The 6,441-nt window shown below is 38.4% G+C and carries 6 protein-coding genes; all 6 read right to left on the bottom strand.

The genetic code is table 11. From position 1 onward, the window contains the following. Window positions 1–258: 258 nt before the first annotated feature. The 6 genes from F3G69_RS09005 to F3G69_RS09505 all read right to left on the bottom strand — a co-directional run bounded on the left by F3G69_RS09005 (window position 259) and on the right by F3G69_RS09505 (window position 6,102). Window positions 259–1,272, bottom strand: coding sequence for an ABC transporter substrate-binding protein (locus F3G69_RS09005; protein ID WP_149715040.1), 1,014 nt, complete (start codon window positions 1,270–1,272; stop codon window positions 259–261). An 11-nt stretch (window positions 1,273–1,283) separates the two neighbouring features. Beyond that, window positions 1,284–2,060 (bottom strand): ABC transporter ATP-binding protein, encoded by a 777-nt coding sequence (locus F3G69_RS09000; protein WP_149715039.1) that lies wholly within the window; start codon window positions 2,058–2,060, stop codon window positions 1,284–1,286. Then, a complete protein-coding gene (locus F3G69_RS08995) occupies window positions 2,057–3,037 on the bottom strand; it encodes a FecCD family ABC transporter permease (RefSeq protein WP_223155907.1) in 981 nt (326 codons plus the stop codon). The genes F3G69_RS09000 and F3G69_RS08995 overlap by 4 nt, the downstream gene beginning before the upstream one ends. 21 nt (window positions 3,038–3,058) lie before the next feature. Beyond that, window positions 3,059–3,898, bottom strand: a complete 840-nt coding sequence (locus F3G69_RS08990) for a class I SAM-dependent methyltransferase (RefSeq protein ID WP_149715038.1) — start codon at window positions 3,896–3,898, stop codon at window positions 3,059–3,061. 90 nt (window positions 3,899–3,988) lie between these two features. Continuing rightward, on the bottom strand, window positions 3,989–4,894 hold the full coding sequence (locus F3G69_RS09510; protein WP_223155906.1) for a TonB-dependent receptor: 906 nt from the start codon (window positions 4,892–4,894) through the stop codon (window positions 3,989–3,991). Beyond that, complete coding sequence (locus F3G69_RS09505) at window positions 4,891–6,102, bottom strand: TonB-dependent receptor plug domain-containing protein (protein ID WP_223155905.1); 1,212 nt, start codon at window positions 6,100–6,102, stop codon at window positions 4,891–4,893. Before F3G69_RS09505 ends, F3G69_RS09510 begins: the two co-directional genes overlap by 4 nt. Between the last annotated feature and the right edge of the window lie 339 nt (window positions 6,103–6,441).

Here is a 6,441-nt window from a genome sequence, read left to right as displayed (position 1 = left end):
GATTTATTTTAGATTAAGAAATGAGAGCTGATATTAAAATCAAAAAGGATAAAATGGGCTTTTCAAGGTAGTTTATATAAATTTAGCGGTAGAAATTTTATAAGATATATAAAAATTTCTACCGATTTGAAGTTTATTTTTATTTTTTAGTCTTTAAGCTTTAAAAGCTCTTTTTTATGATATTTTAAAGATAAATTTACTTTTTATACTTAAATAAATATATTAAATATAATAAATAACATTATTTTTGTCCTATTATCAAAATTCACCCTTTGGGTGCAAAATTTCTTTTAGCTCGCTATCACTTAGCTTGTAGTTATAAAATCTCTCATAAAACTCTTTTGTTTTTTGCTCTAAATTTAGATCGCTAAATTGCTCTGGGTAAAATGTCTTAGCCAGCCAAAGCGGATAAAGCGCACCCTCAGCACTTCTTACGCTCCAAAGATAAACGCCACTTGGCACTACAAAAATTTGCCCATTTTGCACAGCTTTTAGCTTAACAAATGATGCGTTTTTAGCGATGGCATCGGCACTTTTTTGCGAATTTGTGATGATGATATCTGGGTTAAAGATGATGACTTGCTCTTCGTTTATCGCTTTAGAAATTTTAAAATCACCATCGCTTAGCTCTGAGCTTAAATTTATACCACCAGCTACGCTAATATACTCAGCGCCGATATCCTTTGAGCTAATGGTGCTAAAGTTTCCAGAGCTATAATTAAGCACCAAAACTCTCTTTTTTGGTGTTAAATTTGCTGTTTTTTGACTTACAAATTTTATGTTATCGTTAAAATACTCATTAAACTCACGTGCCCTTTTTATGCTCTTTTCGCCCCAAATTTCGGCGATCTTGCTAAAGCTATCTTGTATCTCTTTGATGCTTTGAAATTTATCTATCTTCACAACTGCGATGCCAGCGCTCTCAAGCTGAGCCTTGCTATTTTCATCAAACATCATACCAATTGGCCCAAAAACAACTTGCGTTTTTGACGCGATGATAGTCTCGACGCTGCTACTTAGCATACCGCTTTTATTGTCGTTGCTCTTTATCTTTGGAAAAATTTTTGACATAAGTGGAGGCAGTTTTGGTGCACCGCTAATTATGTGATCTTCGTTGCCAAGCATCGCAGAGACCTGCACAAATGCCCCTATCAAAGGCGTCGCACGCTCGATAACATCAGGCACTTCTACCTTTTTATTGTCGCTATCAAGTACCACTCTTGCTTGCAAGCTAACAAGCAAAAAAGCCAAAAGTAAAATTTTCTTAAACATATCTTCTCCTTTCAATCCACCATCACGCAAGAGTAATGCTCGCGCTCATCGATGATATTTTTCACCACTCGTATATCTACGCCGTAAATTTTATTTAAATTTTCGCCATTCATCACCTCGCTAGCCTCGCCGTAGATGTAGTTTTTATCACGCCTAAGCATCGCAACTTTTGCGTTTAGATAAAAGACCTGCTCTGGCTGATGAGAGGTTAAGATGATGATGTAGCCTTGTTTTGCGAGCTTTTTTATCTCTTTTAAAACTCGCATTTGGTTGCCAAAGTCTAAATTTGCCGTTGGCTCGTCAAGTAGCATCACCTTTGAGCGTTGCGCTAATGCCCTAGCTATCAGCACCATTTGCCGCTCGCCGCCACTTAGATCGGTGTAAATTTTATCTTTAAAGCTCTCTAAATTTAGCGTTTTTAACGCATCTAACGCTATTTCTTCATCCTTTTTGCTAGGGCGTTCAAATATACCAAGTCTTGCATTTGCACTCATCATCACCACGTCAAAAACGCTAAAGGCAAATGGCGGTGTGTGAGCTTGCGGGACGTAGCTTATAAAGTTTGCTCGCTCTTTCTCGCTCATATTTAGCGCATCTTTGCCATCTATTAAAATTTCTCCCCCAAGTGGCTTTAAAAAGCCAAGCATCGTCTTAAACGTCGTCGTTTTGCCAACGCCGTTGCTACCAAGCAGACAAAAGATATCACCATCTTGTAAATTTGCATTGAAATTTTCTATAACGACCTTTTTGTCGTAGCCACAGCTTAAATTTTTTATCTCAAATTTCACGCAAAACCCTTTTTGCTCTTATAGAGCAGATAGACAAAAAGAGGCGCGCCAACTAGTGATGTGATGACGCCAAGTGGGATCTCGCTTGCCATTAGACTGCGTGAAGTGGTATCGACTATAAGCAAAAACAGCCCTCCGCCAAGCAGTGAAGCTGGAAAGAGCGTGATGAAATTTGCTCCCACGACAAAGCGCATGATGTGAGGGATGACAAGCCCTACCCAGCCCACGATACCGCAAAATGAGACGCAAGTAGCGGTTAGAAGCGTTGAGGCGATGATGATTATGATGTTGTAAAATTTCACATTTAGCCCCATCGCCCTAGCCTCTTCTTCGCCAAAACTAAGCGTGTTTAGCTTATAGCGAAGCATAAAAAGTGGCACAAGACAGATCATAACTACGCAAAAAAGCAGAGCTAAATTTTTATATCCGCCGCTTCTTGCAAGGCTTCCCATCAGCCAAAAAGTAACTTCTGGCAGCTTATCTTCGCTATCAGCTAGAAATTTTATAAGTGAGCTAAGTGCTCCAAAAAGAGATGAGATGACGATGCCAGTTAGCACCATCACGAGTAAATTTAGCCTGCCCTTTGCGATGACGCTGCTTATAAAAACGACGGCAAAAACGGCAAAAAGACCACATCCAAAGGCGCTAAGCTGCACGCCTATGTAGTTAAAATTTAAGATGATAGCCACGCTCGCTCCAACAGCTGCACCACTTGAGACACCAAGGATGTCAGGCGAGACTAGAGGATTTTTAAAAAGACCTTGATAGACAGCTCCAGAGCTAGCAAGCGCTGCACCAACAAGGATGGCAAAAAGCACCCTTGGCAAGCGAATGAGCGTAAAGACCGTGTAGCCTTGCTCGTCGCTTGGCTGCTCGTTTAAAATGGCCGATCTTATAAACTCAAAAATTTGAGCGTAACTTATCTCGTAGCGTCCGATACCTAATGAAAAAAGAGCACCAGCAAAAGAAGCACAAATAATGCGAAAATGATCTTTTGGCTACTCAAATTTCATCTCCCGCACATCCCACCAGATTAGATAGCTCTTCGTCTCTCTTTTAAATTTAAAGCCGCTTTTGCTCTTTGTGAGATAGCTTTTTACATTTTCTTTGTAAATTTCTTCTTTTTCAGGCGCGATCTCACCGACAAATCTAAAATAAGAAAACGCCTCTTCAAGGCTAGCAAAATCCCTCTCATAAATGGTGTCGATTATCTTTAAATTTGGATTTGCCCCCATGTCGTAGGCGATATTAAAGATAAAGTTGTAGCCAAATCTCCTATCGCTAAAACCTGCCTCTTTTTCATCTTTTATCCCTTTTAAGAGGTCTTGCCAGATATCTTTTAGGCTTGGATGATCTGGCAAAAACGAGGTCATCACGACATATTTTTTAGCAAATTTACAAAGCTTTTTTATATCAAAAAGCCCAACTGATCGTGATGCTAGCACGATGTCATGCTTTGGCAAGTCTTTTATGCTCGCCTCATCGCTCCAGTCTTTTTGGATGAAATTTATATTTTTCACTCCAGCCTCTTTTGCATTTTTTTTAGCGTATTCAAGCATTTTGGCAAACGGATCTAGCGCGCTAACGCTCTTTGCTAGCTTTGCAAGTGGCACGCTAAGCCTTGCTGGACCACACCCCACATCAAGCACGCTATCATCTTTTGTGATAGGCAGGTTTGAAAGTAAATTTAGCGTAGAAGCTGCCTCCATGCGCGTCATCTCGTTATACATATTTGCGACATCGTCCCAATTTACACCACCATCTTTGCCTTTTACTTTTTGCAAAGTAGGCAAAAACACTCGCTCCAAAATCGCTTGATAATCAACCAGCCCTTGCATCTCTCTCCCTTTGGTTATTTAAATCTGCCCTACAAAAAGGGCAAATTTAAAGAGCCTAAAGCCAAAATAAAATTGGCTTTGGTTTTGGTTTTAGAATTTAACCTGAGCTGAGAGCATGAAGGTTCTTCCATAGCCTCTAAACATGCTTGCGCCAGAATAACTGCTTGGAACAGATCCATCAAGATCGCCAGAGAAGATGCTGACCCAGTATTTTTTATCAAATACGTTATTTACATTAAATCTAATAGATGTCTCTTTACCTATCCAAGATTTTGTAGTGTATCTAGCGCCAAGATCGGTTGTAAAGTATCCGCTTACGCTTGCAGTATTCATCTCATCAACATAGCGTTTGCCCGTATAATGGAAATTTGTTGTAAATGCAAGTTTGTTTGTGTTTGGCACAGCGCAGTCAAACAAGACTTTTGCTTGAAATTTTGGCTCACCGATAACTGTTTTACCCTCAGACACGCCATCTTTAGCATTTTTTATCTTAGCATCAAGAAGTGTAAAACCCCCATACATACTTAATGTATCAACAAGCTTTCCGCCAGTAGTTAGCTCAAAGCCGCGGTTTATTTGTGTGCCTTGAATTTTATACTCTGCACTTGCTCCATTGCTAAATAGATATGCTATGGGACGCTTTATCTCAAAGATCGCAGCTGATAGATCAAGTTCGCCTAGTCTTGCTTTTGCACCGATCTCATATTGTTTGCTTCTGATAGGTTCTACTGTTAAAGTCTCGCCTGCTCTAGGTCCTCTTCTAAAAGCATGAGTTGATTGTTCATTTGAGATACTATCTGCATAAGTAGTATAAAGACTTACGTTTTCAACTGGCTTATAGACAAGGCTTACACCGTAGTTAAAGCCGCTTTTATCATAGTTTTTCTCTTTAGATGGATCTAGCTTATAGCTTGTAAACCAGCTTCTTGAAACTGACAAGATAGTGCTAAAGTAGTCATTAAATTTAATATCATCAACAACAGAAATATTTTTCATATCGCTACTACTACTTTTATATCTACCGCTTCCTTTTTTATATGTGGATTATTAAATATTACTGGATGATATAAATTTGAGTTACCAAGTACTCTTTCTTCACCTCTATTTCTAGCACTATAAATAGTCCAGCGATATCCATTTGTAGCTACGGCAAAATTATGTGATAAAAAACCTGTTTCAAAATTTGTCAAACCTTTTAAGAACCAGCTATCTACATCAAATCTACCAGATGCACCACTACCACCACTTTTAGTAACTTCATAATCTCCATTTTGATTTAAGAATTTTCCATCGGTGCCATACATATCTCTGATAGCCTTTTGCCACTGATAGCCACCCTCAAAGTACCAATTCTCTGTTGGAGCATATTTTAGTTTTACACTAGCTGTCGTTGTTTTAAGGTGATTGCCACCAAAAGACTGTTCAAGTCCTCTTTTAGTATCTTTTACAGGGCTTGGTACGTCAAAATTCGCCACTCCGTTTGTTAATGGCATACTAAATCCACCTGGCATACCTGAGTTTTTATGCTCATAGTGGCTAAAGTTTGTCTCAAGTGTTAAATTCTCTGTAAGGTAAAAATCAAGTCCAAGTGAGGCTAGACGACGAGAAAATTTACTATCTTTGGCATTCTTTTCTCCACCTGAGTAGTAAAAGACACCCCTATATCCAATTTTTTCAAATTTGTTTGAAGTATCAAGTCCTACGCCCAAATTTGACCTTGAGCTGCAATCAGTCCAGATTATATTTTGAAGTGGAACTGGGCGCTTGCGAGAGTAGAGGAAATATCCAGAAGGCGTAGCACCACCATAAAGTGAACCAGCAAGTCCGTTTTGGATTTGCAAACTCTCAAACATAGCCATAGGTATAGCTGTGGTTGATGAAGCATAAAAACCATCCCAAAGGACGTTACCTACGACTGAGCCTTGAAAGCCACGAGTTTGCGGACGACCAACATCGCCACCGCCACGATATTGAATTTGTGCTGAAGGGAAGTATCTAACTGCTTCTTCAAAACCTTGAACACCTTGGTTGTCAAGTACCTCTTTTGAGATCGTATTTACTTGATAAGGCATATCAAGCACTTTTTTATCAGCCAAAGGGCCAGCAGCGACTCTTTTGCTTAAAATTCCTTCATTGATACCACTCTCGCTAACGTTGTCACCGACTGAATTTATTTCGATACCCTCAAGTTTTGTCGTTTGCACAGCAAAAACTTAACTTAAAAAACCACTGCACATCAAAAGTGCAGCACATGTTGCAACTGAGATTTTGTAACTCAATTTTTACTCCTTTTACTAAAAATTTTACGTCTGAAATGTTACTAAAACAAATCTTAAATATAATTTATTAATTTATTAAATATTTAAAAATACATTTTATTCAAGAAAGCTAGAATAAGACGTCATGAGAATGATTTTTAAAAATTTCATAGCTTTGGCAAAATAAATAAATACTATAAATATAATCTTTTATATCGACAAGTGATGCTTAAAATTTTAAGAAAAGTAATAATTGATAAAAATATAATAAAGGCTATTTTTATG

The sequence above is a fragment of the Campylobacter concisus genome (assembly GCF_902460625.1).
Lineage (GTDB): Bacteria > Campylobacterota > Campylobacteria > Campylobacterales > Campylobacteraceae > Campylobacter_A > Campylobacter_A concisus_AD.
This window is presented reverse-complemented; position numbering and strand designations above follow the sequence as displayed.

Coding starts and splice junctions, on each gene's coding strand:
- F3G69_RS09005 (WP_149715040.1), bottom strand. CDS start 1,272: ATGTTTAAGAAAATTTTACTTTTGGCTTTTTTGCTTGTTAGCTTGCAA.
- F3G69_RS08990 (WP_149715038.1), bottom strand. CDS start 3,898: ATGCAAGGGCTGGTTGATTATCAAGCGATTTTGGAGCGAGTGTTTTTG.
- F3G69_RS09510 (WP_223155906.1), bottom strand. CDS start 4,894: ATGAAAAATATTTCTGTTGTTGATGATATTAAATTTAATGACTACTTT.